This window comes from Actinoplanes teichomyceticus ATCC 31121 (assembly GCF_003711105.1).
Taxonomy (GTDB): domain Bacteria; phylum Actinomycetota; class Actinomycetes; order Mycobacteriales; family Micromonosporaceae; genus Actinoplanes; species Actinoplanes teichomyceticus.
Map to the genome: position 1 here is coordinate 1,827,972 of NZ_CP023865.1, position 24,608 is coordinate 1,852,579.

General features: G+C 73.0%; 18 protein-coding genes and 1 tRNA gene. 14 read left to right on the forward strand and 5 right to left on the reverse strand.

Annotation, left to right across the window (positions count from 1 at the left end; genetic code table 11):
* Positions 1–38: 38 nt before the first annotated feature.
* A complete protein-coding gene (locus tag ACTEI_RS08360) occupies positions 39–1,952 on the reverse strand; it encodes a hypothetical protein (protein WP_122977121.1) in 1,914 nt (637 codons plus the stop codon).
* 187 nt (positions 1,953–2,139) lie between these two features.
* Here ACTEI_RS08360 and hisI point away from each other — a divergent pair, with 187 nt between their 5' ends.
* The 3 genes from hisI to ACTEI_RS08375 are packed head-to-tail and all read left to right on the forward strand — an operon-like array spanning position 2,140 to position 4,585.
* On the forward strand, positions 2,140–2,526 hold the full coding sequence (gene hisI, locus ACTEI_RS08365) for a phosphoribosyl-AMP cyclohydrolase (protein ID WP_122977122.1): 387 nt from the start codon (positions 2,140–2,142) through the stop codon (positions 2,524–2,526).
* Positions 2,523–4,031, forward strand: a complete 1,509-nt coding sequence (locus tag ACTEI_RS08370; RefSeq protein ID WP_122977123.1) for an anthranilate synthase component I — start codon at positions 2,523–2,525, stop codon at positions 4,029–4,031. The genes hisI and ACTEI_RS08370 overlap by 4 nt, the downstream gene beginning before the upstream one ends.
* Entirely contained in the window at positions 4,028–4,585 is a 558-nt protein-coding gene (locus ACTEI_RS08375; protein ID WP_122977124.1) for a Trp biosynthesis-associated membrane protein, read from the forward strand. Before ACTEI_RS08370 ends, ACTEI_RS08375 begins: the two co-directional genes overlap by 4 nt.
* A gap of 36 nt (positions 4,586–4,621) precedes the next feature.
* Here the strand turns inward: ACTEI_RS08375 and ACTEI_RS08380 are convergent, their stop codons facing one another.
* Complete coding sequence (locus ACTEI_RS08380; protein WP_122977125.1) at positions 4,622–4,912, reverse strand: hypothetical protein; 291 nt, start codon at positions 4,910–4,912, stop codon at positions 4,622–4,624.
* A 337-nt stretch (positions 4,913–5,249) separates the two neighbouring features.
* Here ACTEI_RS08380 and trpC point away from each other — a divergent pair, with 337 nt between their 5' ends.
* The 5 genes from trpC (at position 5,250) to ACTEI_RS08405 (ending at position 10,667) form a co-directional block, all read left to right on the forward strand.
* A complete protein-coding gene (gene trpC / locus ACTEI_RS08385; protein ID WP_122977126.1) occupies positions 5,250–6,107 on the forward strand; it encodes an indole-3-glycerol phosphate synthase TrpC in 858 nt (285 codons plus the stop codon).
* Positions 6,104–7,345, forward strand: a complete 1,242-nt coding sequence (gene trpB, locus ACTEI_RS08390) for a tryptophan synthase subunit beta (RefSeq protein ID WP_122977127.1) — start codon at positions 6,104–6,106, stop codon at positions 7,343–7,345. The genes trpC and trpB overlap by 4 nt, the downstream gene beginning before the upstream one ends.
* Positions 7,342–8,139, forward strand: coding sequence for a tryptophan synthase subunit alpha (gene trpA, locus ACTEI_RS08395; protein ID WP_122977128.1), 798 nt, complete (start codon positions 7,342–7,344; stop codon positions 8,137–8,139). Before trpB ends, trpA begins: the two co-directional genes overlap by 4 nt.
* Positions 8,140–8,273: 134 nt before the next feature.
* Positions 8,274–9,449 carry a prolipoprotein diacylglyceryl transferase gene (gene lgt, locus ACTEI_RS08400; protein WP_122977129.1) on the forward strand — a complete coding sequence of 392 codons (1,176 nt, stop codon included), beginning with the start codon at positions 8,274–8,276 and terminating at the stop codon, positions 9,447–9,449.
* A gap of 30 nt (positions 9,450–9,479) precedes the next feature.
* Positions 9,480–10,667, forward strand: coding sequence for an FAD-dependent oxidoreductase (locus ACTEI_RS08405; protein ID WP_122981995.1), 1,188 nt, complete (start codon positions 9,480–9,482; stop codon positions 10,665–10,667).
* 664 nt (positions 10,668–11,331) lie between these two features.
* Here ACTEI_RS08405 and ACTEI_RS08415 read toward each other — a convergent pair.
* The gene (locus ACTEI_RS08415; protein WP_122977131.1) at positions 11,332–12,210 is read right to left on the reverse strand and encodes a GNAT family N-acetyltransferase; all 879 of its coding nucleotides are present in this window, start codon (positions 12,208–12,210) and stop codon (positions 11,332–11,334) included.
* Between the two features lie 192 nt (positions 12,211–12,402).
* Here ACTEI_RS08415 and gltB point away from each other — a divergent pair, with 192 nt between their 5' ends.
* From gltB to ACTEI_RS08435, 4 genes are all read left to right on the forward strand, one after another.
* Positions 12,403–16,956 carry a glutamate synthase large subunit gene (gltB, locus tag ACTEI_RS08420; protein WP_122977132.1) on the forward strand — a complete coding sequence of 1,518 codons (4,554 nt, stop codon included), beginning with the start codon at positions 12,403–12,405 and terminating at the stop codon, positions 16,954–16,956.
* Entirely contained in the window at positions 16,949–18,421 is a 1,473-nt protein-coding gene (locus ACTEI_RS08425) for a glutamate synthase subunit beta (RefSeq protein ID WP_122977133.1), read from the forward strand. Before gltB ends, ACTEI_RS08425 begins: the two co-directional genes overlap by 8 nt.
* 272 nt (positions 18,422–18,693) lie before the next feature.
* On the forward strand, positions 18,694–20,130 hold the full coding sequence (gene pyk, locus ACTEI_RS08430; RefSeq protein ID WP_122977134.1) for a pyruvate kinase: 1,437 nt from the start codon (positions 18,694–18,696) through the stop codon (positions 20,128–20,130).
* On the forward strand, positions 20,127–21,005 hold the full coding sequence (locus ACTEI_RS08435; protein WP_122977135.1) for an acyl-CoA thioesterase: 879 nt from the start codon (positions 20,127–20,129) through the stop codon (positions 21,003–21,005). The genes pyk and ACTEI_RS08435 overlap by 4 nt, the downstream gene beginning before the upstream one ends.
* Before the next feature lie 82 nt (positions 21,006–21,087).
* On the opposite strand, the gene ACTEI_RS08440 is transcribed toward ACTEI_RS08435, so the two are convergent.
* Complete coding sequence (locus ACTEI_RS08440) at positions 21,088–21,927, reverse strand: HdeD family acid-resistance protein (protein ID WP_239082248.1); 840 nt, start codon at positions 21,925–21,927, stop codon at positions 21,088–21,090.
* A 377-nt stretch (positions 21,928–22,304) separates the two neighbouring features.
* A tRNA-Leu gene (locus ACTEI_RS08445) sits at positions 22,305–22,381 on the reverse strand.
* 129 nt (positions 22,382–22,510) lie between these two features.
* Between ACTEI_RS08445 and ACTEI_RS08450 the strand changes: the two genes are divergently transcribed.
* Together ACTEI_RS08450 and ACTEI_RS08455 are read left to right on the forward strand one after the other, a co-directional pair.
* Positions 22,511–23,131 carry an ANTAR domain-containing response regulator gene (locus ACTEI_RS08450; protein ID WP_122977137.1) on the forward strand — a complete coding sequence of 207 codons (621 nt, stop codon included), beginning with the start codon at positions 22,511–22,513 and terminating at the stop codon, positions 23,129–23,131.
* 231 nt (positions 23,132–23,362) lie between these two features.
* Positions 23,363–24,526, forward strand: coding sequence for a branched-chain amino acid ABC transporter substrate-binding protein (locus ACTEI_RS08455; protein WP_122977138.1), 1,164 nt, complete (start codon positions 23,363–23,365; stop codon positions 24,524–24,526).
* Positions 24,527–24,608: the final 82 nt, after the last annotated feature.

Consider the following 24,608-nt stretch of genomic DNA (forward strand, 5'->3'; position numbering starts at 1 on the left):
CGTGCCGGGGGCCGCCCGCCCTCTGTCGTGTCCGGCGGTTACAGCGAGAGGATCCGCTCCAGGAATTCGCGGTACCCGCGCATCGCCATCCGCATGCTCTCGGTGTCCGGCGTGTCGGTGCCGCGCAGCGGGTCGAGCTCGTCCCGCTCCGCCAGCAGCACCTCGGTGAGCTCGTTCACCGCGTCGGTGAGCAGGTCGTGCGCCCGGGTCAGGGCGGTCACCGGGTCGTCGACGAACTCCGCCTTCACCTCGTGCCAGGCGGCCCGGAAGTGCCGGGCGGCGTCCTCGTCCCAGACGGTGGCCCGGATGATCGGCTCGTCCTCGCCGGACGCGGCCGGCGCGGCGCCGGACTCGGCGTCGTCCACGTCCACGGCCCGCCGGCCCGGCCGGCGGGCCGGCTCGGCGTCCTCCAGGCTGGCCGAGCGGCGGCCCGCCGTGCGCTGTTCCTCCTCCGGCAGGCCGCGCCGGCCGGTGTTGCCCACCGAGACGCCGGTCAGGCCGGACTCCGGGTACGGCTGGAAGTCCAGCGGCGGCGGCGTGACCGAGGCGGCCTGCGGCGCGGCCGGGGTCACCGACGCGACCCCGTAGGCATCACCGGAGCGGCCCAGGCTGTACCCGGTGGTGGCCGGCGAGCCGAAGGCGAAACCGGTGTCCGGGGCGGGCGGCGGGTCGGACGGCATCCGGGTGGCCGGGATCTGGCCGACGGCCGAGGGCATCGCCGGGAACGGCAGCTCCGGCCCGGCGCCGGCCGGCGGGGCCGGGATCGCCGCCGAGCCGGTGGCCGGGGCCGCGGGCTGGGCGGGGGAGACCGGCGCGGCGGACCCGGCCGGATCCGCGGGCTGCTCGGGCGCCTGTTCGGGCCGGCCGGGGGCGGGCTCCAGGGTGGCCGCCGGGTGGTCCGGGGTGAAGTCGGTGGGCAGGTACGGCGCCGGCGCGTACCCGGGCGACACCGGAGCGCCGGAGACCGGGCCGGTCGGGCCGGTCGGCTGCGCCGGCACGGAAGCCCAGCCCGCGGCCGGCCGGGCCTCGGCAGCCGCCTCGTCCGCCTCGTCGGGCGGGCCGTCCGCCGCGGGCGCCTCGTCCGGGCCCGGCGGGTCGCCCGCCTGTGCGTACCCGGGGGCTCCTGCCCGTCCGTTCATGTCCTCACGTCCGTTCTCGTCGCGTGGTTCCGCCGCCTCGGCGGCGTCCTGCCCGGCCTCCGGCGACGTGGCGTCCGCCGGTTCGCCCGCCGGTGTCGCACCGGTGGGCTCCTCGTCGGCCGGGGGTCCGGCGACCTGAGCGTCGCCGGGACCGGCGACCCCGGTCGTGTCCGCGGCCGATGTCTCCGCTGCGGTGGCGTGCCCGTTGACGCCGGGGTGCGGGCGCGGCGCGGCGCGGCCACCGAAGAGGAAGCGCCCGGTGCCACCGAGCCGGAATCCCCCGAACGGGGGCTCCGGGACCGGTGATGCGGCCTCGGGCTCCTGGGACTCTACGTCCTGGCCGGGCCGGGCCTCGCGGTCCGCGGGGATCGAGTGATCAGAATCGCCGTGCCGGCCCCGAGCCGGTGGCCGGACGCCCTGGTCACCGCCGGTGGGAGAGGCTCCGCGGCCGGCCGCGCGGCGCAGGCCGAACGGGTCGCCCGGCGGTGGCTCCCCCGGCGCGCCGGAGAACCGGTCCGGCTCGCCGGGGCCGTGCGGCCGGCTCGCCGAGGCGACCGGGGTGAACGGCGGCCCCGGTCGCGGGCCGAACGCCAGCGACGACCCGGTCAGCAGGTCGGTGGGCAGCGGCGGCAGCGCCTGCTCCGGCGGCTCGGCGACCCGGCGGGAGCCGAGCGACACCATCTGGGTCTCCGGCTCCCCGGCGGCCGGGGACCGGTCCGTGCCCACTTCGGGGTCGGCGTCCGGACGGACCTGCCAGAAGCGGGCGGGTCCGGGCGTGGGCCGGGCGTTGTCGGAACTGGACGTCGGCTCCATCGGTAAACCACTCCCGTCGCGAGGCGCGCCCACCGGGGCCGGCTGCGGCAGCGCAGCGGCACCGGCGCCGCGCCGGGCATCTCAGGCAGGTACGGCGCCCCGCCGACGGTACCGTCCCGATCGGTCCGGCACATCCCCTGTGACCGGATCGTGGGCCCTTCCCAGGCCCCGCAAATGTTCCGCAACGATGCGAGAGAATCGGGGCGTGCCAGTATCAGATGCCCAGACCTCCCTCGACGCGGCGATCGCCGCCCGGCTCAAGCGCACCCCCGACGGCCTGGTCGCCGCGATCGTCCAGGAGCACGGCACCGGGGAGGTGCTGATGCTCGCCTGGATGGACGCCGAGGCGCTGCACCGCACGCTGACCACCGGCCGTGCCACCTACTGGTCCCGCAGCCGCCAGGAGTACTGGGTCAAGGGCGCCACGTCCGGCCACCACCAGCGGGTCCGGAAGGTGGCGCTGGACTGCGACGGCGACGCGCTGCTGGTCACCGTCGAGCAGACCGGGGCGGCCTGCCACACCGGCACGCACACCTGCTTCAGCCACGAGCTCCCCCTGGAGGCCGGCCAGTGACCAGCGGAGTCGTCACCCCGGACGAGGCCACGTTCGTCGCGTCGCGCCGGCGGATCGTCCCGGTCACCCGCAAGCTGCTCGCCGACGGCGAGACCCCGGTCGGGGTCTACACCAAGCTGGCCGGCGGACCGGGCACCTTCCTGCTGGAGTCCGCGGAGCAGGGCATCGCCTGGTCGCGGTACTCGTTCATCGGCGTACGCAGCGTGGCGACCCTGATCGAGCGGGACGGCGAGGCGGCCTGGCTGGGCGCCCCGCCGGTCGGGGTGCCGCTCGGCGGCGACCCGGTCGAGGCGCTGCGGCAGACCGTGGCCGCGCTCGCCGACGGGCCGGCCACCGGCGGCGACCTGCCCCCGCTGACCGGTGGCATGGTCGGCTACCTGAGTTACGACCTGGTCCGCCGCTTCGAGCGGCTGCCCGCCACCGCCGACGACGACCTGCCGCTGCCCGAGCTGGGCATGATGCTCGCCACCGACCTGGTGGTGCTGGACCACCACGACGGCTCCGCGCTGCTGGTGGCCAACGCGGTGCTGGCCGAGGGCGCCGACGAGGCGGCCCGCCGGGCGGCCTACCACCAGGCGGTCGGCCGGCTGGACGCGATGACCACCGCGCTGTCCCGGCCCACCCCGCCGATGGTGTCCACGGTGGAGCGGCGGCCGGCCGGCGACCCGGTCAGCCGCACCGCTCCCGGCGACTACCAGAAGGCGGTGGAGCAGGCCAAGGAGGCGATCCGGGCCGGCGAGTGCTTCCAGATCGTGGTCGCCCAGCGGTTCGAGCGGTCGACCGACGCGAACGCGCTGGACATCTACCGGGTACTGCGGGCCACCAACCCCAGCCCGTACATGTACCTGCTGCGCTTCGACGACTTCGACATCGTCGGCTCGTCGCCGGAGGCGCACCTCAAGGTCAGTGCCAACCGGACCGCGCTGCTGCACCCGATCGCCGGCACCCGCTGGCGCGGCGCCACCCCGGAGCAGGACGCCGCGCTCGCCGCCGAGCTGCTGGCCGACCCGAAGGAGCGCGCCGAGCACGTCATGCTGGTCGACCTGGGCCGCAACGACCTGGGCCGGGTGTGCGAGCCGGGCAGCGTGGAGGTGCCGGAGTTCGCCCGGATCGAGCGGTACAGCCACGTCATGCACATCGTGTCCACGGTGGTCGGCCGGCTCCGCGCGGACCGGACCGCGTTCGACGCGCTCGCCGCGACGTTCCCGGCGGGCACGCTGTCCGGCGCGCCCAAGGTCCGGGCCATGGAGATCATCGAGGAGTTGGAGCCGACCCGGCGCGGCCTCTACGGCGGCACGGTCGGCTACTTCGGCTTCGCCGGCGACATGGACATGGCGATCGCGATCCGGACCGCGCTGGTCAAGGACGGTGTCGCGTACGTCGGAGCGGGCGCCGGCATCGTCGCCGACTCGGACCCGGCGGCCGAGGAGCAGGAGACCCGCAACAAGGCCGCCGCCGTGCTGGCCGCCATCGCCGCCGCCGAGACGCTGCGCGCCGCGCGATGAGCCGCCGGACCCACCTCGCCGCCATCCTGGCCTGCCTGGCCGGGTCCGGGCTGACCCTCTACGCGGTCACCCGGACGTGGTCGCTGGCCGTCGAGCACCGCACCGGGCTGTCCGACCTGAGCACCGCGCGCACCGGCGCGGACCAGCAGCCGTGGCTCGTCGGGCTGGCCGTGGTCGCGCTGGCCGGGACCGGCGCGCTGCTGGCCACCCGGGGGGTGGCCCGGCGCCTGCTGGGCGGGCTGCTGGCGCTGGCCGGGGCCGGTGTGGTGGCCGGCGCGATCCTGGCCCGCTCCGGCCTGGACGCCGGATCGGCCGGCGCCGGCGCGGCGCTCTGGCCGGCCGCCTGCGTGCTGGGCGGCGTGGCGATCGCGGCCGGCGGGATGCTCGCCGCGCGGCACGGCCACCGGTGGGCGGCGATGTCGGCCCGGTACGAACGGGCTCCCGCCGCCCGGCCGGCCTCGGCCCCGGCCGCCCGGCCGGCCTCCGCCGTGGAGCCGGCCGACAACCGGGCCGCGTGGGACGCGCTGGACCGCGGGGACGATCCGACCGCGTGAGGCGGTTGAGGCCGCCGCGGCGGGGTATTGCGAAGGTCAGCCGCGCACCGTCGCGGCCACCGGACGAGCCCGGCGGGGCCCGGCGGCGACCGTCCGGCGCGGGCCGGTGGCGACGATCGCGGCGACCGCCCGGCTGGTCGCGGCGCGGGCCTCGGCCCGGGCCCGGTCGGCCTGGATCGCGGACCACGCGTTGTCCCGTGCGGTCCGCACGTTGCCCGGTCCCACCATCGCCCGCTGGACGCCGGTCACGACCTCAGCGGCGATGGCGACGAGGGCTCGCGAGACCTCGGCGAAACCCGCGGCCGGAAGGGTCTGATCTGTGGCCATTGGTCGACTCCGCATCATCGTCCGGGTGGGCGGCATCATCCGGGTGGCGGCGCCCTCGGCGCCGTGGACAAGTCTGCCCGAGTCATACGATGCCGGAGTCGTATTTCCGCACGGTGACACGCGGGTCAACGCACGGTGGTGTCGGCCGTTCGGGGGAAGTGTCGCAGCGCAAGCGTGCGATGCCCGTCGGCGCGATGTGAGGGAGAAGACAGTCGGGCGGGGCAGCCTGGCATTATGCCCCAGCCCACCTCGTGAGGCGCGCCATACCCCGGGAGGCCGGTGACCGGCTCGACCTCCTAGCATCGGGCGGAGGACACCCGGAGAGGGGAGTCATTACGTGACATCCGATCAGGCGCAAGCGGGCAGTGGCGGCCCCGCGCGACCGCAGAACGTACTCGAGGAGATCCTCGCCGGTGTGCGCGAGGACGTAGCGGCACGGCAGGCGAAGACGCCGCTGGAGCAGGTGCGCGAGCTCGCCGCGGCGGCGCCGCCGGCGATCGATGCGTACGCGGCGCTGCGCAAGCCGGGCGTGGCGGTGATCGCCGAGGTGAAGCGGTCGTCGCCGTCCAAGGGCGCGCTCGCCGACATCCCCGATCCGGCCGAGCTCGCCGGTGAGTACGCGGCGGGCGGCGCCCGGTGCATCAGCGTGCTCACCGAGGGCCGGTGGTTCGGCGGCTCGCTCGACGACCTGGTGGCGGTGCGCGCCGCGGTCAAGGTGCCGGTGCTGCGCAAGGACTTCGTGGTCTCCAGCTACCAGGTGCACGAGGCCCGGGCGCACGGCGCCGACCTGGTGCTGCTGATCGTCGCCGCGCTGGAGCAGAACGCGCTCGTCGGGCTCCTGGAGCGGATCGAGTCGCTGGGCATGACCGCCCTCGTCGAGGTGCACAACGAGGAGGAGGCCGACCGGGCGCTGGAGGCGAACGCGAAGGTCATCGGGGTCAACGCCCGTGACCTGCGCACCCTGGAGGTGGACCGGTCGGTGTTCGAGCGGATCGCCCCGGGCCTGCCGAACAACGTCGTGAAGATCGCCGAGTCCGGTGTCCGCGGCCCGCACGACCTGATCCGGTACGCCTCGGCCGGCGCCGACGCGGTGCTGGTCGGCGAGGGCCTGGTGACGCAGAAGTCGCCCCGCGACGCGGTGGCCGAGCTGGTCAACGCCGGCAACCACCCGGCGACCCCGAGGCCGGTCCGATGAGCACGCCGACGATGCCCGATCTGGCCGGCCACTTCGGACGGTTCGGCGGCCGGTTCGTCCCGGAAGCGCTGATCAAGGCGCTGGACGAGCTGGAGGCGGCGTACCGGTCGGCCAAGACCGACCCGGAGTTCCAGGCGCGTTTCCAGGATCTGCTGCTCAACTACGCCGGCACGCCCTCCCTGCTCTACCGGGCGGAGCGGCTGTCCGCGGCGCTCGGCGCGGAGATCCTGCTCAAGCGGGAGGACCTGAACCACACCGGCGCCCACAAGGTACGCAACGTGCTGGGCCAGGCGCTGCTCGCCAAGCGGATGGGCAAGCCCCGGGTGATCGCCGAGACCGGCGCCGGTCAGCACGGCGTGGCCAGCGCGACCGCGGCCGCCCTGCTGGACCTCGAGTGCGTGGTCTACATGGGCGAGACCGACACCGAGCGGCAGGCGCTCAACGTGGCCCGGATGCGGATGCTCGGCGCCACCGTCGTGCCGGTGACGAACGGGTCGCGCACCCTCAAGGACGCCCTGAACGAGGCGCTGCGCGACTGGGTCTCCAGCGTGGAGACCACCCACTACCTGCTGGGCACGGCGGCCGGTCCGCACCCGTTCCCGGAGATCGTCCGGGACTTCGTGGGCGGCATCGGGATCGAGGCCCGGCAGCAGTGCCTGGACCAGCTCGGCCGGCTGCCGGACGCGGTCGCGGCCTGCGTCGGCGGCGGCTCCAACGCGATCGGCATCTTCCACGCCTTCGTCCCGGACTCCTCGGTCCGGCTGTACGGCTTCGAGGCCGGCGGTGACGGCGTGGAGACCGGCCGGCACGCCGCCTCGATCACCGGCGGCTCGGTCGGCGTGCTGCACGGCAACCGCACCTACCTGCTGCAGGACGAGGACGGGCAGACCATCGAGTCGCACTCGATCTCGGCCGGCCTGGACTACCCGGGTGTCGGCCCGGAGCACGCCTGGTTGCACGACACCGGCCGGGCGGTGTACGAGCCGATCACCGACGCCGAGGCGATGGCCGCGTTCCAGCTGCTCTGCCGCACCGAGGGGATCATCCCGGCGATCGAGAGCTCGCACGCGCTGGCCGGCGCCGCGAAGATCGCCCCGCGGCTGCGCGAGGAGCTGGGCCGCACCCCGACCATCGTGGTGAACCTGTCCGGCCGCGGTGACAAGGACGTGCACACCGCGGGCGCGTACTTCGGCATCCTGGACCCGGTCGAGCCGGTCGTCCCGGGGGAGAACACATGAGTATCGCGGAGACCTTCGCCAAGGCGAGAGCCGAGAACCGCGCGGTCCTGGTGGGCTGCATGCCGGCCGGCTTCCCGACGATCGACCACAGCATCGAGCAGATGATCGCGATGCACGAGTCCGGCTGCGACGTGATCGAGGTCGAGCTTCCGTACTCCGATCCGGTGATGGACGGCCCGGTCATCCAGAAGGCCAGCGACATCGCGCTGGCGGGCGGGGTCCGTACCCGGGACACCCTGAAGATCATCGAGGCGGTGGCGTCGGCCGGCGCCACGGTCGTGCTGATGACCTACTGGAACCCGATCGAGAAGTACGGCGTCGACGCGTTCGCCCGCGACCTCGCCGCCGCCGGGGCCACCGGGCTGATCACACCCGACCTGATCCCGGACGAGGCGCAGGAGTGGATCGCCGCCGCCGACCGGCACCGGATCGACCGGACGTTCCTGGTCGCGCCGAGCTCCACCGACGAGCGGATCGCGATGACCGTGGCCAACTGCCGCGGCTTCGTCTACGCCACCGCGCTGATGGGCGTCACCGGCGCCCGCACCACGGTCTCCTCGCAGGCGCCCGAGCTGGTCGCCCGGATCCGCGGCATCGACCCGGACATGCCGGTCGGGGTCGGGCTGGGCGTCGGCAACGGCGCACAGGCCGCCGAGGTCGCGGCGTTCGCCGACGGGGTGATCGTGGGCAGCGCGCTGATCCGCTGCATGCTGGACGCCCCGGACCGCGCGGCCGGCCTGCGCCGTCTGGGCGCGCTGAGCGCCGAGCTCGCGCAGGGCGTGCGCAACCGCTGACGCCGGCGCGACCGGCCGCCGTGCGGACGGTCGCGCCGGCCGGCGCGACCGTGGCCGCAACGGCCCCGGAAGCCGGCGATGTCAGCTCCCCCGGGGCATTGCCAACGAGCCCCGCGACGGTAGCGTGTGCACCCGTGAACTACGCCCTCATCCCCAGTCCCACCACGTCGGTGTGGCACCTGGGCCCGTTCCCGGTCCGGGCCTACGCGCTCTGCATCATCGCCGGCATGGTCGCCGCCGCCCTGCTCATGGAGCAGCGGCTGCGGCACCGCGGGGTGGCCCCCTGGGTGTCGCTGGACATGGTGGTGTGGGCGGTGCCGTTCGGCATCATCGGCGCCCGGATCTACCACCTGATCACCTCGCCGCAGGACTACTTCGGCGCCGGTGGCGACCCGGTCCGTGCCCTGTACATCTGGGAGGGCGGCCTCGGCATCTGGGGCGCGGTCGCCGGCGGCGCGCTGGGGGCGTGGATCGCCGCCCGGCAGATCGGCCTGCCGCTGAGCGTGTTCGCCGACGCCCTGGCGCCGGCCCTGCCGGTGGCCCAGGCGATCGGCAGGTTGGGCAACTGGTTCAACAACGAGCTGTACGGCAAGGTCACCACGCTGCCCTGGGGCCTGCAGGTGCACGAGATGGACTCGGCCAACCCGGGCCACGCCTCGATGGTCGACGGCGAGCCGGTCACCCTGGCCGACCTGTACCACCCGACCTTCCTCTACGAGGCGCTCTGGGACCTCGGCATCGCCGCCGTGGTGTGGCTGCTGGACCGCCGGTTCAAGTTCGGCCGCGGGCGGGCGTTCGCGCTGTACGTGATGGCCTACACGGTCGGCCGGGCGTGGATCGAGATGCTGCGCACCGACGAGGCCACCCACTTCTTCGGTATCCGGCTCAACGTGTTCACCTCGCTGGTGGTGTTCCTCGGCGCGGCGATCTACTTCGTCGTGATGCGCGGCCCCCGCGAGTACGTGGTGCCGATCGACGCGCCGGACACCGAGCCGGAGGCGCCCGCCGGCGGGGACGTCTCGTCGGTGGACGTGACCGCGACCGAGCGCAGCGCGCGGAAGTCCCCGGTCGCCTACCAGGTGGTCGACGAGGAGCGGTTCCTGGCGTACCAGCGGACCGGTGTGCTGCCCCCGGCCGGCGGCGCGGACGGTGATCCGGCCGCCGGCGGCGCGGACCGTGATCCGGCCGGGGCGTCGCCGGCCGCCGGACCGGCCGGGCCGCGGGACGAGCCGGGCGACGGGGCGGTGACCACTCCGGTCGTGGAGGCCGACGCCGAGACGGGCCGGGACCGGTCCGCCGGCGAGCGCTGACCGGCGCGGCCCGCGGAAGGCGGCGGCATGATGCGTACGGCCGTGGTGGTGGGCGCGGGGATGGCGGGTCTGGCCGCCGCCGGGGCGCTCTCGCGTACCGGATGGCGGGTGACGCTCCTGGAGCGCGCCGAGCGGATCGCCGCGCCGCCCACCGCCGTGGTGCTCTGGCCGAACGGCCGCCGCGCCCTGGACGCGCTGGACCCGGACGGCGGCTGGTCGGCGATCGCGTCGCCGCTGCCGGACGGCGGGGTGCGCCGCCCGGACGGCCAGTGGCTGGTGCCGCCACGCCCGCGGCCGGGCGCGGGTGGCCCGTCGCCGGCCGTCGCCCATCTGGAGGATCTGTACGACGCGCTGGTCGCCGGCCTGGGCGACGTCGAGATCCGCACCGGCTTCGAGGTGACCACGGTCCGCACCGGCCCGCGCGACCGGCCCGCGGTCGGTGACGGCCGCACCCTGATCGAGGCGGACCTGCTGGTCGCCGCGGACGGCATCGACAGCCGGGTGCGCGCGGCGCTGGCCCCCGAGTCGGTCGCGGTCGGCTCCGGTTTCGCCGCCTGGCAGGCGGTGATCCCCGGGTACCGGGTGCCACGGCTCGCCGAGGGGCACGCGCTCGGCGGCGAGACCCTCGGCGCCGGCTATCGCTTCGTGACCATCCCGCTCGGCGCGCACGCGGCCGGCCGGGGCGGCATCTACTGGGTGGCCACCGCGGCCGGCGCGGCCCGCCCGGAGCCGGCCGCCGCCCAGCTCGCGTTGCTGCAGCGCTGGTTCGCCGGCTGGCACGAGCCGGTGGGGGAGCTGCTCGCGCTGACCCGCCCCGAGGAGCTGGTCCCTCAGGGCGTCCGCGAGCTGCGGCCGCTGCCCCGGACGTACGCCTACCCGTCCGGCCCGGGCGGCGTCCTGCTGATCGGCGACGCCGCCCACGCCATGCCGCACCACCTCGGCCAGGGCGCCTGCCTGGCCTTCGAGGACGCCGCCACGCTGCGCCCGCTGCTCGCCGGCGCGGCCCCGGGCGACGCGCTGATCCGGGCGCTCGCCGACTACACCCGGTTGCGGCAGCCGCGCACCACCACGGTGGTCCGGCAGAACCGCCGGATGTCCGCGGTGGTCCAGGCCCGCGGCCGCCTCGCGCTGCGCGCTCGCGACGCCGCGCTCAACCACATGCGTCCCCGGCTGCTGGGCCGCATCCACGCGGCCTCGGACTGGTCCCCACCGGAGTGACCGCGGCTTCCGGTCCGCCTTCCGGTTGCGGCCCGCATGTGGTCCGAGTCCGCTTCGCACCCCTTCCGGGTACGACCGGGGAGTCCCGTCCGCGGTCACGCGCCCCGTGCCGGTCGCGCGCGACGTCCGCGTCCCGGCGAGGATCCGGCCGCGCTGCCCGGTGTCGGCCGGGGCCGGTGGTGGTGACGGCGAGGGAATCACCACCACCGCCAGCCGGGATCGGGGCCGGGCGCGGTCCATGATCACGATGTGGGAGGCGTCCGCGTCACGGGTGGCTCGGTTCGACACGGTGATTTCACCCATCCGATACACGTGACCACCCAGGGCGCAACCGGTGGTCGGAAGCCTGCCGACCCGCGGATCGGTAAGGGTCCCTTGGCCTTATGGCACTTACGGTGTACCAAAATGTGGGAAGTGTGAGCGATTCGCGCGCCGCTGCCCGGCCCGCGCCGCGGCGCCTCGGGCGAGCCCCCGGTCCGGGCCTCGCCCGAGCCGCCGCGCGGAGTCTGCGCGAGCCCTCGCCCGGCCCCGGGGAGAGCCCCGTGCCGGCGCGCACGGAGGCTGGTGACCAGGGCCGGAGCGGCCCCCGGTGGTCCGACGGGATCCGGTCGGCGAGCCCGCCGCGCGGAGTCCGCGAGCTACCGCGCCGGGCTCGCGGCCGGGCTCAGAGCGGGACCGCCGCCGGCTCGGCGATGCAGGCGGTGCCGATCCGGCGGAACCCGACCCGGGTGTAGAGCCGGGCCACGTCGTCGTCCCCGGCGGAGAGGAAGACCAGGCGGACGCCGCGGTCGAGCAGGTTGCGGGCCAGCGTCGCGGTGAGCTGGGAGGCGTACCCCCGGCCGCGCGCGGACGGCAGCGTGGCGACCCCGGCGATCTCGGCCACGTCACCGACCCGCTGGCTGGTGCCGGTGGCCAGGATGCCCTCGTCCGGCGACTCCACCACCGCGGTCTGGTAGTCCCCGCCGGACAGCATCGTCCCGACCTGCCGGGCCGCCTCGTCGCTGAGGTCCACGGCCGCCGCGGCGTCCCGCTCGGACGGCCCCGCCCCGTCGATGACCAGGGCTTTCTCCGCGATCTCCAGGGCCGAGCGATAGGCCGGCGCGGCGAAGGCGAGCCGGGCCACGGCGCGGGCCGCGCGCAGTTCGGCGGGGAACCCGGGCGTGGCGGGGTCGAGCATCCGGATCGTCGCGCCGGGTACCGGCAGGTCCGGCACCAGGGCCTGCGGGTCGAGCCGCAGCAGCGGCGCGAGCAGCACCTCCAGGCCGGCCGAGCGGGCCACCGCGAGCAGGTCCGGCGTGGTCTCGTGCACCCACTCGAAGGCCTCGGGCAGGCCCAGCTCCCGCTGCCGGGCGCGGACCGCGGTGAGGTCGGCGGCGCTCGGGGTGGCCGCGCCGGGCCGGGGCCGGGCATAGTAGGGCCAGCCCTCGCCGTCGCGGACGAAGAGCACCAGCGAGCCGATCTCCTCGGCCCGCGCCCAGGGTCGGGGCAAAGCGTCGTAGAACCGTTCGAGCCGGTCGAAGAGGTCGGAATCCACTCGTGCCATCGCGCGAGACTACCGGTCTCCGGTTCGGCTGTGCTATTCAGTTCGTCCACGCAGAGCCGAGTGTTCCGGAGCCAGGTGTGATCAATCCGTACCTGGCGGAGATCGGTGTCTTTTACCGTAGACTCGAGTGACTTTGCAGGGCCGACGTCGTCCCGACCTTGAAATGAAACACCAGAGACGACAGGAGGCCCGGTGGCATATCCGCACCCCCAGGGGTTGTACGACCCGGCGTACGAGCGTGACGCCTGTGGCGTGGCCTTTGTTGCTGACATTCATGGCCGTCGTAGCCACGACGTGGTGGCGAAGGGCCTGTCGGCGCTCATCCGCCTGGACCACCGGGGCGCGCGTGGCGCCGAGCAGAACACCGGCGACGGCGCCGGGATCATGATCCAGGTCCCGGACGAGTACTACCGCGCGATCACCGACTTCGACCTGCCGCCGGCGGGCCACTACGCGACCGGTCTGGTCTTCCTGCCGACCGACGCCGACGACGCGGCCCGCGCGATCAAGGTCTTCGAGAAGTACGCGCTCGTCGAGGGTGGCGAGCTGCTGGGCTGGCGCGACGTGCCGGTGGACCCGTCCGGCCTGGGCGCCACCGCCGAGGACGCGCGCCCGGCGATCCGCCAGGTCTTCCTGGCCGCGCACCGGCTGGTCGACTCGCCCGCCGGCCCGGCCGGTGAGCAGCTGTCCGGCCTGGAGCTGGACCGGGTGGCGTTCTGCATCCGCAAGCAGGCCGAGCGGGAGACGTCGCAGCGCGGCGTGCCGGCGTACTTCCCGTCGCTGTCCTCGCGCACCGTCACGTACAAGGGGATGCTCACCCCCGAGCAGCTCCCGGCGTTCTTCCCGGAGCTGTCCGACGAGCGGGTGAGCAGCGCGATCGCCCTGGTGCACTCCCGGTTCTCGACGAACACGTTCCCGTCGTGGCCGCTGGCCCACCCGTACCGCCTGATCGCGCACAACGGCGAGATCAACACCATCCGGGGCAACAAGAACTGGATGGCCGCGCGCGAGGCGCTGCTGGCGACGCCGAACATCCCGGGCAACATCAAGCGGCTGTTCCCGATCAACTCGCCCGAGGCGTCCGACTCGGCCAGCTTCGACGAGGTGCTGGAGCTGCTGCACCTGGCCGGCCGGAGCCTGCCGCACGCGGTGCTGATGATGATCCCGGAGGCGTGGGAGAACGACCTGGGCATGGACCCGGCGCGGCGTGCCTTCTACCGCTTCCACGCCAGCCTGATGGAGCCGTGGGACGGCCCGGCCGCGGTGGCCTTCACCGACGGCACGGTCATCGGCGCGGTGCTGGACCGCAACGGCCTGCGTCCGGGCCGCTGGTGGCACACCCGCGACGGCCTGGTGGTGCTCGGCTCGGAGGCCGGCGTGATCGACGTCGAGCCGGCCGAGGTGGTCGCCAAGGGCCGGTTGCAGCCGGGCAAGATGTTCCTGGTCGACACCGCGGCCGGGCGGATCGTGCACGACGACGAGATCAAGGCCGAGCTGGCCGCCGCGCAGCCGTACGCGGACTGGCTGCACGCCGGGCTGATCGAGCTCGCCGACCTGCCCCCGCGCGAGCACGTGATCTACACGCACGACTCGGTGCTGCGCCGCCAGCAGGTCTTCGGATACACCGAGGAAGAGCTGAAGATCATGGTCGCGCCGATGGCGCGGACCGGCGCCGAGCCGCTCGGCTCGATGGGCACGGACACCCCGATCTCCCCGCTGTCGGCCCGCCCGCGGCTGCTGTTCGACTACTTCCACCAGCTGTTCGCCCAGGTCACCAACCCGCCGCTGGACGCCATCCGGGAGGAGCTGGTCACCAGCCTGGCGTCCACCATCGGCCCGGAGGGCAACCTGCTCGACCCGGGACCGGCGAGCTGCCGGCAGGTGGTCCTGCCGTACCCGGTGATCGACAACGACGAGCTGGCCAAGCTGCTCTCCATCGACGAGGACGGCGACCTGCCCGGCTTCAAGGCGGTCCGGGTCTCCGGCCTGTACCCGCTGCGCGACGGCGCGGCCGGGATCAAGGCGCGGCTCACCCAGATCTGCCGGCACGTCTCCGAGGCGATCGAGGACGGCGTGCGCATCCTGGTGCTCTCCGACCGCGACTCCAACGCGGACCTGGCGCCGATCCCGTCGCTGCTGCTCACCGCGGCGGTGCACCAGCACCTGGTGCGGGAGCAGACCCGCACCCAGGTGGCCCTGGTGGTGGAGTCCGGCGACTGCCGCGAGGTGCACCACGCGGCGGTGCTGATCGGCTTCGGCGCGGCGGCGGTCAACCCGTACCTGGCCTTCGAGAGCGTGGACGACCTGATCGCCACCGGCGCGCTGGTCGGCATCGAGCCGCGCAAGGCGGTGCGCAACTACGTCAAGGCGCTCGGCAAGGGCGTCCTGAAGATCATGTCGAAGATGGGCATCTCCACGGTGTCCTCGTACTGCGGCGCGCAGGTGTTCGAGGCCGTCGGCCTGGACAACAAGCTGCTGCAGCGCTACTTCGCGGGCACGTCGGGCCGGATCGGCGGCGTCGGGCTGGCCGAGATCCACGCCGAGGTCAAGGCGCGGCACGAGAAGGCGTACCCGGCGAACCCGGCCGAGCGGGCGCACCGCCGGCTGGAGGTCGGCGGTGAGTACCAGTGGCGCCGCGAGGGCGAGATCCACCTGTTCAACCCGGAGACCGTCTTCCTGCTGCAGCACGCCACCCGCAGCAAGCAGTACGACGTCTTCAAGCGCTACACCAGCAAGGTCGACGAGCTGGCCGGTCAGGCCGGTTCGCTGCGCGGCCTGTTCCGTTTCGCCAGCGAGCGGGCCCCGGTCCCGCTGGACGAGGTGGAGCCGGCCAGCGAGATCGTCAAGCGGTTCGCCACCGGCGCGATGAGCTACGGCTCGATCTCCGCCGAGTCGCACGAGACGCTGGCCATCGCGATGAACCGGCTCGGCGGCAAGTCCAACACCGGTGAGGGCGGCGAGGACGTCGAGCGCCTGTACGACCCGGAGCGCCGCTCCAGCGTCAAGCAGATCGCGTCCGGCCGGTTCGGCGTGACCAGCGAGTACCTGGTGAACGCCGACGACCTGCAGATCAAGATGGCGCAGGGCGCGAAGCCCGGCGAGGGTGGCCAGCTGCCCGGCAACAAGGTGTGGCCGTGGGTCGCCAAGACCCGGCACGCCACCCCCGGCGTGGGCCTGATCTCGCCGCCGCCGCACCACGACATCTACTCGATCGAGGACCTGGCGCAGCTGGTCCACGACCTGAAGATGGTCAACCCGGCCTCCCGGGTGCACGTGAAGCTGGTCAGCGAGATCGGCGTGGGCACCGTGGCGGCCGGTGTGGCCAAGCTGAAGGCCGACGTCATCCTGATCTCCGGGCACGACGGCGGCACCGGCGCGTCCCCGCTGAACTCGCTCAAGCACGCCGGAACCCCGTGGGAGCTGGGCCTGGCCGAGGCGCAGCAGACGCTGCTGCTGAACAAGCTGCGTGACCGGGTCACCGTGCAGGTCGACGGCCAGCTCAAGACCGGCCGGGACGTGGTGATCGCGGCGCTGCTGGGCGCCGAGGAGTTCGGTTTCGCGACCGCGCCGCTGATCGTCTCCGGCTGCATCATGATGCGGGTCTGCCACCTGGACACCTGCCCGGTCGGCATCGCCACGCAGAACCCGGTGCTGCGCGAGCGGTTCACCGGCAAGCCGGAGTTCGTGGAGAACTTCTTCATCTTCCTCGCCGAGGAGGTCCGGGAGATCCTCGCCGAGCTCGGCTTCCGCAGCATCGAGGAGGCCATCGGCCACGCCGAGGTGCTCGACGTGGTCGAGGCGATCGACCACTGGAAGGCCAAGGGCCTCGACCTGTCGCCGGTGCTCTACGTCCCCGAGCTGCCCGAGGGCGCGGCTCGCCGCGGCGTGGTGGCCCAGGACCACGGCTTGGAGAAGGCGCTGGACAACGAGCTGATCGCGCTGGCCCAGCCGGCCCTGATCAAGGGGGCCAAGGTCCGGGCCGAGGTGACCATCCGCAACGACCAGCGCAGCGTCGGCGCGATGCTGGGCGGCGAGGTGAGCCGGCGCTACGGCGGCAACGGCCTGCCCGACGACACCATCGAGTTCACCCTGCGCGGCACCGGTGGCCAGTCGTTCGGCGCGTTCCTGCCGCGGGGCGTCACCCTGCGGCTGATCGGCGACACCAACGACTACGTCGCCAAGGGCCTCTCCGGCGGCCGGGTGATCGTGCGACCGGCCGAGGACGCGCCGTTCGTGGCCGAGGAGAACACCATCGCCGGCAACACCATCCTGTACGGTGCCACCTCCGGCGAGCTGTTCCTGCGCGGCCGGGTCGGCGAGCGGTTCGCGGTCCGCAACTCGGGCGGCTCCGCGGTCGTCGAGGGGGTCGGCGACCACGGCTGCGAGTACATGACCGGTGGCACGGTCGTGGTGCTCGGCTCGACCGGGCGCAACTTCGCCGCCGGCATGAGCGGTGGCAAGGCGTTCGTGCTCGGCCTCAAGCCGGAGCTGGTCAACCCGGAGCTGGTGGACCTGGCGCCGCTCACCGACGAGGAGGGCGAGCTGGTGCGCTCGCTGGTGGAGAAGCACCACGCGGAGACCGACTCGGCGGTGGCCGGGCGGCTGCTGAAGGACTGGCCGGCCGCGGTCGAGCAGTTCACCGCGGTGGTGCCGCGCGATTACAAGCGCGTGATGGAGCTGATCAGGACCGCCGAAGCCGCCGGTCGCAACGTGGACGAAGCGGTCATGGGGGTCACCAGTGCCTGATCCTAACGGTTTCCTGCGCTACCAGCGGCAGCTGCCGAAGCGGCGGCCCGTCCCGGTGCGGATCATGGACTGGAAAGAGGTCTACCCGCCCGCGGGCGAGGAGCTGATCCGCGACCAGGCCACCCGCTGCATGGACTGCGGCATCCCGTTCTGCCACGACGGCTGCCCGCTGGGCAACCGCATCCCGGACTGGAACGACCTGGTCCGTACCGGGAACTGGGCGGCGGCCGCGGAGGCCCTGCACGCCACCAACAACTTCCCGGAGTTCACCGGCCGGCTCTGCCCGGCGCCGTGCGAGGCGGCCTGCGTGCTGGGCATCGGCGACGACCCGGTGACCATCAAGCAGGTCGAGGTGGAGATCGCCAACCACGCGTTCGACCTGGGCTTCGTCCGGCCGCAGCCGGCGCCGGCGCGGTCCGGCAAGTCGGTCGCGGTGGTCGGCTCCGGTCCGGCCGGCCTGGCCGCGGCGCAGCAGCTGGCGCGCGCCGGCCACGCGGTCACCGTCTACGAGCGCGACGACCGGATCGGCGGCCTCCTCCGGTACGGCATCCCGGACTTCAAGATCGAGAAGCACGTGATCGACGCCCGTCTGGAGCAGATGGCCGCCGAGGGCGTGGTCTTCCAGACCGGCGTCGAGGTGGGCGTCGACATCACCGCCGACGACCTGCGCGAGCGCTACGACGCGGTGCTGCTGGCCGCCGGCGCGCTGGCCGGCCGGGACACCCCGGAGACCCCGGGCCGGCACCTCAACGGCGTGCACCTGGCGATGGAGCACCTGGTCCCGGCGAACCGGATGGTGGCCGGCCTGCAGGACACCACGCCGATCGACGCCCGCGGCAAGCACGTGATCATCATCGGTGGCGGCGACACCGGGGCGGACTGCCTCGGCGTCGCGCATCGCCAGGGCGCTGCCTCGGTGACGCAGCTCGACCAGTATCCCCTGCCGCCGGAGATTCGTACCGGGCTGAAGGACCCGTGGCCGACCTGGCCGATGATCCTGCGCAACTACCCCGCGCACGAGGAGGGCGGCGACCGGATCTTCGGCGTCGCGGTGCAGGAGTTCGTCGGCGACGAGAACGGCAACCTGGTCGCGATCCGGCTGGCCGAGGTCTCGGTGCAGCGGGTCGACGGCGTGCGTACGGTCGTGGTCACCCCGGGCTCGGAGCGCGAGCTGCGCGCCGACCTGGTGCTGCTGGCGATCGGCTTCGAGGGCACCGAGGACCAGCCGCTGCTGGCGCAGTTCGGCCTGACCCGCAACCGGCGCAACGTGCTGGACGCGGACCGGACCTGGCAGACCGGGGCCGAGGGCGTCTTCGTCGCCGGTGACATGCACCGCGGCGCGTCGCTGATCGTCTGGGCGATCGCCGAGGGACGGGCCGCCGCGTCGGCCATCCACGACTACCTCGGCGCGGCCGGCGAGCTGCCGGCTCCGGTGCGTTCGGATCAGCAGCCGCTGTCCGTCTGAGTCAACGGTCGTTAAGGGCGGCCCGTCACCCGAAAGTGCGCGACGGGCCGCTTCTTTGCTGGTCAGCGCTCCGATCGACGTACCCGGAAGGGTTTGTGGCATGTGGTGCCGGTCGCCGTGAGGCGACCGATAAGCTGGTCCGGCGGTCGCTGAAGCCCGCGGACGACGCGGCGAACCCGTGACTTTCCGGGTTGACCTCGCCGTCGACACCCGCAGTTCATGCCGATGACGGGGGTCGGCCGCCGAGCCGCCCCAGGAGAAGGACTAGCCTGATGGCCGTGACACGCCGCGTAAAGATCGTCTGCACGATGGGCCCCGCCACCAAATCGCCGGAGCGGATGCTCGGGCTGGTAGAAGCGGGCATGGACGTGGCCCGGATGAATTTCAGCCACGACACCCGGGACAACCACCGGGAGATGTACGAGCTGATCCGCTCCGCCGCGCAGCGGACCGGCCGGGCGGTGGCCATCCTCGCCGACCTGCAGGGCCCGAAGATCCGGCTGGGCAAGTTCGCCGACGGCCCGCACCGCTGGGAGACCGGCGAGCGGGTGGTCATCACCGGCGACGACATCCTGGGTACCAAGGAGCGGGTCTCCTGCACCTACACGAAGCTTCCGCAGGAGGTCAAGGTCGGTGACCGCCTCCTGATCGACGACGGCAAGGTCGCGGTCGAGGTGACCGGCGTCGAGGGCAACGACATCCAGGTCCTGGTCACCGAGGGGGGCCCGGTCAGCAACAACAAGGGCGTCTCGCTGCCGAACGTCGCGGTCAGCGTCCCGGCCATGAGCGAGAAGGACGAGGAGGACCTGCGGTTCGCGCTCAAGCTGGGCGTCGACCTGGTCGCGCTCTCGTTCGTCCGCTCGCCGGACGACATCAAGCTCGTCCACCACGTGATGGACGAGGAGGGCCGGCGGGTGCCGGTCATCGCCAAGGTGGAGAAGCCGGAGGCGGTGGAGCACCTGGAGGAGATCGTCCTGGCCTTCGACGGCGTCATGGTCGCCCGTGGTGACCTGGGCGTCGAGCTGCCGCTGGACCAGGTCCCGCTGGTGCAGAAGCGGGCCGTGCAGCTGTGCCGGGAGAACGCCAAGCCGGTGATCGTGGCCACCCAGATGCTCGACTCGATGATCGAGAACTCGCGCCCGACCCGCGCCGAGGCCTCGGACGTCGCCAACGCGGTGCTCGACGGCACCGACGCGGTGATGCTTTCCGGCGAGACCTCGGTCGGCAAGTACCCGGTGCTCACGGTCAGCACGATGGCCAAGATCGTCACCACCACCGAGGGCGGCCACGTCGGCATCCCGCGCCTGCAGCACGACCCGCGCACCCACGGTGGCGCGCTGACCATCGCCGCCTCGCAGATCGCCCGCAACATCGGCGCCAAGGCGCTGGTCGCGTTCTCGCAGACCGGCGACACCGTGCGCCGGCTCGCCCGGCTGCACTGCGACCTGCCGCTCTACGCGTTCACCCCGGTCCCCGAGGTCCGCAACACCCTGGCGCTGAGCTGGGGCGTGGAGACCTTCCTGACCGACTTCGTCGAGCACACCGATGACATGTTCATCCAGGTGGACGCGAAGATGCTGGGTCTCGGCCTGGCCAAGCCCGGCGACTACGTGGTCGTCGTGGCCGGCTCCCCGCCGAACGCCCCCGGCTCCACCAACACCCTGCGCGTCCACCAGCTCGGCTCCCTCGTGGACCCGTCCGCGGTATGACGCCACCCCTGCAGGGCCAGGCCGCCGTCGACCAGCTCCTGGAGATCCTCGATCTCAAGCAGGTCGACGCGGCCACCTTCACCGGTGACAGCCCGCAGACCGGTGCCCAGCGCGTGTTCGGCGGCCAGGTCGCCGGGCAGGCGCTGGTCGCCGCCGGCCGGACGGTCGACCCCGGACGGCTGGTGCACTCGCTGCACGGCTATTTCGTCCGCCCGGGCGACCCGACCGAGCCGATCACGTTCCACGTGGAGAACATCCGGGACGGGCGGTCCTTCTCGGTCCGCCGGTCCACCGCGAAGCAGCACGGTAAGACGATCTTCTTCATGTCGGCGTCCTTTCAGGTGCCCGAGGAGGGGCTGGACCATCACGAGCCGGCCCCGTCCGGGGTGCCCGCCCCGGAGGACGTCCCGACCATGCGCGACTGGGTGGAGCGCTACCCGGACCGCCGGAGCGTCTTCAACGCCAGCCCGCAGGCGGTCGACGTGCGCTACATCGGCCAGCCCGGCTGGGTGCCGCCCGGCGACCGGGACGCCGAGCCGAAGCAGCGCGTGTGGATGCGGGTGGACGGCAAGCTGCCCGACGACCCGCTGATCCACGCGTGCGCGCTGACCTACGCCTCGGATCTGTCGTTGCTGGACGCCGTGTTGTCGTACCACGGCGAGGTGTGGGGTCCGGGCGGCGTGGTCGGCGCGAGCCTGGACCACGCGCTCTGGTTCCATCGGACGTTCCGCGCCGACGAGTGGTTCCTGTACGACAGCGCCAGCCCTTCGGCGAGCCGGGCCCGCGGCCTGGCGAACGGGCGGATGTTCACCCGCGACGGCCGGCACATCGCCAGCGCCGTCCAGGAGGGTCTGCTGCGGCGCGTCGGCGCCTGAGGTGACCCCGCCGGTGTGGGTCCACGGCCTGGCGACTGGCCGTTGACGGATCCACCTCCGGCGGGGCCGGGGACAGGACCTTCTAATGACCGCCGGCCGGAGGTTCCGGCCGGGCGGCGTTTCCTGCGGGGGCATTCTCGATGCCCGCCGGGCTGTCCGGCACCGGCGGCAGATCCCGGGCGTCCCGGCCGGTGCGGGCGCCCGCCCGGGGGCCGGTGATCCCGGCCTGGGCCAGCATCGCGTCCAGATCCGCGGTGGTCCGGACCACCCGGTCGTGGAACGACTCGCGGGGCGGCTCGGCGGTGGCCGCGGCGGCCCCGGTGTCCCGGGCCCGGTGCTTGGCGGGTTTGCGGCTCACGCCCTCGAAGTCGGTGCGGCCGGCGGAGTATCCGGCCAGTCCGGTGGCCCGTTCCGGCGGCAGTTCCAGCACGTCGCGGCCCTTCGCCGCGATCTCGCGCAGCCGCAGCGCGGTCACCAGGTCGGCCACCGCGCGCAGCACGCCGAGTCCGCCGAGGATCACCACCACGGTCTGCGCGCCGCGGGCCGACGGGCTCGCGGACACGAAGCCCAGCCCGGTCTCCAGCACCCCGACCGTCACGAGCAGGCTCCACACCCGGTCCGAGCCGCGGGTCATGATCCCCACGGCCACGTCGACCGCGCCGCGGACCAGCAGGTACCAGCCGATCAGCGAGGCCGTGGTGGTGTAGCCGGAATCGTCGCTGACCAGCATGATCACGCCGGTGGCGGTGAACAGCACGGCCAGACCGGCGTTCAGCCACCAGGTGCGGGTGCCGGCCAGCGCGCGCAGCGCCTCGCACACCGCGCCGAACAGCACGATCGGTCCGGCCACCCGGGTCACGTCGATCGGCTCCAGCCGCAGCACGCTCCAGCCGATGACCAGCCAGGCGGCCCCCGCGAACATCAGGAATCCCCACATGCCTGCGCGCGTGACGGTCAGTGGCGAAGAACCGGACCACAACATGAGGCCTCCCGCTGATGCTGTCCCTGCCATGACAGCATCCGGGGCAGGTGGTGGCGGGGCGTTCGCCCAGATTGCCCGGCGAGCCGGGCGGTGTGTGCGAACCTTTTTTCGTACGCCGTCGTCAGCGGACCGGGAAACCGCCGGAGCCGGACCGGGCACGCCTGTCGCAGCGCAGCCTCGCGGGCGGCGCAGCCGGCTTCCCGGCGACGCCCGCACCGGCACTGACGTGCGTGAATGTCTCGGGCGCCTGTGGCCGACGTCACCGCATGGTTGCCGGTGAATGCGGTACTGCCCAGGGTGGTGCGCGATGGTGTCGCTGGTGTCCCCGGTGGGATTCGAACCCACACTGAATGGATTTTGAGTCCATCGACTCTGCCGATTGGTCTACGGGGACAGGCGGATCGGCCGCACCGTTGGAAGCGGTGATGCCAACCTCAGCGAGAGACAGCCTACCCACTACGCTGAGGAGGGTGACACCCAGATACGGGGTGTCGCGACGCAGAGGGTTGGGGGAAGAGGTTCCGTGGCCGACACGCAGGCTGGTGCCGAGCGCAGGCGGGTGCTCATCGCCGAGGACGAGGCCCTGATCCGGTTGGACCTCGCCGAGATGCTCGTCGAGGAGGGCTACAACGTCGTCGGCGAGGCGGGGGATGGTGAGACCGCCGTCCGGCTGGCCGAGGAGCTGAAGCCGGACCTGGTGATCCTGGACATCAAGATGCCGATCATGGATGGCCTGGCCGCCGCCGAGCGGATCGCCGGCGGACGGATCGCGCCGGTGGTGATCCTGACCGCTTTCAGTCAGCGCGATCTGGTGGAGCGGGCGCGCGCGGCGGGCGCGATGGCCTATCTGGTGAAGCCGTTCCAGAAGTCCGATCTGGTGCCGGCCATCGAGATCGCACTGTCGCGGTATTCCGAGATCGCCGCGCTGGAGTCCGAGGTGGCCGGTCTCACCGACCGGCTGGAGACCCGCAAGTCGGTGGAGCGGGCCAAGGGCGAGCTGATGACGAAGTACGCGATGACCGAGCCGCAGGCGTTCAAGTGGATCCAGCGCACCGCGATGGACCACCGGATGACGATGCGTGAGGTGGCCGATCGGATCCTGGCCGAGAGTCAGGAGTCCGGCGGGGTCACCGGCGCCAGTTGACCGCGGGTCAGCCGAACTGATCTTGACAGGACGACGTTGGTAACACTCTCCTCGCGCAAGGCGTCACTGCTTGTAACGGTTCGATGAAAGCCTGACCGGCCCCTATCCTCCGGCTCGGCATGTGGGATAGCGTCCGGCCCCATGACGGGCGACGTGCGTCGTGTGAGGGCGCGCAAGGGCCAATTGGCGCACGGTGGCCCGGTGGGTTCGGTTATGAGGAGGGTTCCAACCTTGAAGCAGGTCTTCGCGCGTGCGATCGGCGGTGTCGCCCTGATCGGGCTGCTGGCCGGTACTGCAGCTTGTAACAAGGATACGAGCAGCGACACAGCGTCAGGTTCGAACTGCGGCTACAAGCTGGCGTTCTTCGGCGCGCTCACCGGATCGGCGGCGAACCTCGGTGTGAACATCGAGCAGGGCTTCGAGCTGGCCGTCAACCAGTTCAACGAGAAGAAGGGCTCGACCTGCATCGAGGTCGCCAAGTTCGACTCGCAGGGCGCGGCCGAGGTGGCGCCGGGTGTGGCCCGCAGCCTGGTGGCCGACAAGAAGGTCCTCGGCATCGTGGGCCCGCCGTTCTCCGGTGAGTCCGAGGCCGCCGACCCGATCTTCGCCGAGGCCGGCATCCCGACGATCACCCCGTCGGCGACCCGGACCTCGCTGGCGTCGAAGGGCTGGAAGGTCTTCCACCGCGCGGTCGCCAACGACGACGCGCAGGGCCCGGCCGCGGCGGCGTACATCAAGGACGTCCTGAAGGCCCAGAAGGTCTTCGTGGCCGACGACCAGTCGGCGTACGGCGCCGGCCTGGCCGACGTGGTCAAGAGCAAGCTCGGCGCCGCCGTGGTCAACAGCGACAAGACCGAGGGCGACGGCAAGCAGACCGACTTCTCCGCGCTGGTGCAGAAGGTCAAGTCCAGCGGCGCGACCGCGCTCTTCTACGGTGGCTACTACACCAACGCGGGTCTGATCCGTAAGCAGCTGACCGCGGCGGGCTGGAAGGGCACCCTGCTCGGCGGCGACGGCATGAAGGACCAGGGCCTGGCCAAGGCGTCCGGCAACGCGGCCGCGGTCGGCACCGTCGTGACCTGCCCGTGCTCCCCGCCGGAGCAGGCCGGCCAGGACTTCAACAACGCCTACAAGGCCAAGTGGAACGTCGCCGCCGGTACCTACTCGGACGTGGCCTACGACGCGGCGAACATCTTCCTGCAGGGCATCGAGGCGGGCAACACGACCCCGGAGAAGCTGAACAACTACCTGTCGACGGTGAACTACAAGGGCATCGCGAACACGTATAAGTGGACGCCCGAGGGGGAGCTCGACCCCACCCTGATCAAGGTGTGGGCGTTCAAGTTCGACGCGTCGGGCGACACCAAGGCGGACCAGGAGATCAAGACTTCCTGACGCCCGCCAGGCGGTAACCCTCTGTAGGGACGGTGTGGCCGGATGATCTCCGGCCGCACCGACCTCGTCGTTTTGGAGCCCC